The following is a 1,957-nucleotide window of genomic DNA, read 5'->3' on the forward strand; positions in this document are numbered from 1 at the left end:
CCGAATCCTTCGACGGCGGCGCCGTCGCCAACCGCGATGCCTGATTGTTGACCATCGCCTCGAACAGCTTGCGCGCCACACGGCCGTTACCGAACGAGGAACGCTTGCAACCACCGATAGAACTCAAGCCGGATCGAGAGGCCGGTTCGGGACTGTAAAACGAGCGGTGTAACTCCCGATCATGGAAGTGCACCTGATGACCGACATGATGTCCGGCGTGGAGAACGCAGAGGACTCGAAGCCCGCGACCGGTCTGGACGGCCTGGACGAGCAGCTCGTCGCGCAGCTGCTGAGCAGCGCGAAGGCCAGTGGTCTGAAGCTGACCGGTGAGGGCGGGTGCTGCAGCAGCTGACCAAGCGGCTGCTCGAGTCCGCGCTCGAGGGCGAGATCACCGACCACCTCGGCTATGACAAGCACGACCCAGCCGGCCGCGGAACCGGTAACTCGCGTAACGGCACCCGGTCCAAGACCGTGCTCACCGACGTCGGCCCGGTCGAGATCGAGGTGCCTCGTGATCGGGACGCCAGCTTCGAGCCCAAAATCGTGGCCAAGCGGCAGAGGCGCCTGGGCGGCGTGGACGAGATGGTGATCTCGTTGGCGGCCAAGGGTTTGACCACTGGGGAGATCTCCGCGCATCTGGCGGAGGTCTATGGCGCCGAGGTGTCGAGGCAGACGATCTCCACGATCACCGACAAGGTCGTCGAGGGCATGGTCGAATGGCAGAACAGGCCTCTCGACGCGGTGTATCCGGTGATCTTCATCGACGCTATCCACGTCAAGATCCGGGACGGGCAGGTGGCCAACCGGCCGATCTACGTCGCGCTCGCCGTCACCTGCGAGGGACGCCGGGACATCCTCGGGTTGTGGGCCGGTGACGGCGGCGAGGGCACCAAATACTGGCTGCACGTGCTCACCGAGCTCAAGAACCGCGGCGTCGCCGATGTGCTGATGGTGGTCTGCGACGGGCTAACCGGCCTGCCGGACGCGATCACCACCGTCTGGCCGCAGACGATCACCCAGACCTGCGTGGTTCACTTGCTGCGCAACAGTTTCCGTTACGCGGGCCGTCAGCACTGGGCCGTGATCGCCAAGGCACTCAAGCCGGTTTACACCGCGCCGACCGAGGCCGCTGCCCGCGAGCGGTTCGGTGAGTTCGCCGAGGCCTGGGGCGGCCGCTATCCGGCGATCGTGCGGTTGTGGGACAACGCCTGGGCCGAGTTCGTGCCGTTCCTGACCTTCGATCCAGAGATCCGGCGGGTGATCTGCTCGACCAACGCGATCGAGAGTGTCAACGCCCGCATCCGCCGCGCCGTCAAAGCCCGCGGGCACTTCCCCAACGAGCAGGCCGCGCTCAAATGCGTCTACATGGCCATCATGAGCCTGGACCCGACCGGCACCGGCCGTGCGCGCTGGACGATGCGGTGGAAACCCGCGCTCAACGCGTTCGACATCGCCTTCGACGGCCGCCTGGCCGCCGGACGCAAGTAGTTTCCTTCAACCTGAGTTACACCGTTCGTTTGACAGACCCGCCGGTTTCTGCCACTCGGCGAATCTGGGCTGGGGGTGGTGTTGGGGGCGGATGGGCATGGTTTTGGGGGCGGATGGGCATGGTTTTGGGGGCGGATGGGCATGGTGGGTTGTGGTTGGTGGTCATGTTGTCATAGGGCGGGTGATGGTGGAGATGTTTGGGTGGGAGTTCGGAATCTGGTCGGGGGTGTGTGGTGATCAGGTGTTGTCGGGGGATGTTATGGAGTGTTTGGAGGGTGGTGGCCGGGTGGGTGGCGTGAGGTTGTCTGGTGTGTTGTGGGGGTGCGCGTCAGTTGTGGTGAGGGTGTCAGTGTGTTCGGTGTTCGTTTGGGCAGCGATGTGAGTGTAGTGATTCGATGAGCGGTGTGAGGATCCGGTGTGAGGCGTTGTGTCTTGCGCGGGTTTTTGCCGTGTGGGCAGGGCTGTGATA

1 protein-coding gene and 1 pseudogene are annotated in these 1,957 nt (G+C 64.4%); one reads left to right on the top strand and one right to left on the bottom strand.

Features of this window, described 5'->3' with window-relative positions:
* A partial coding sequence (locus tag ABZX92_RS45780) for a hypothetical protein (RefSeq protein ID WP_355572433.1) occupies nucleotides 1-193 on the bottom strand: 193 nt, incomplete at its 3' end.
* Nucleotides 194-208: 15 nt separating this feature from the next.
* On the opposite strand from ABZX92_RS45780, the pseudogene ABZX92_RS45785 reads away from it, so the two are divergent.
* Nucleotides 209-1,488 (top strand): annotated as a pseudogene (locus ABZX92_RS45785) (IS256 family transposase).
* Nucleotides 1,489-1,957: the final 469 nt, after the last annotated feature.

Origin of the sequence: Lentzea sp. NPDC006480 (genome assembly GCF_040611995.1) — a bacterium.
GTDB lineage: Bacteria > Actinomycetota > Actinomycetes > Mycobacteriales > Pseudonocardiaceae > Lentzea.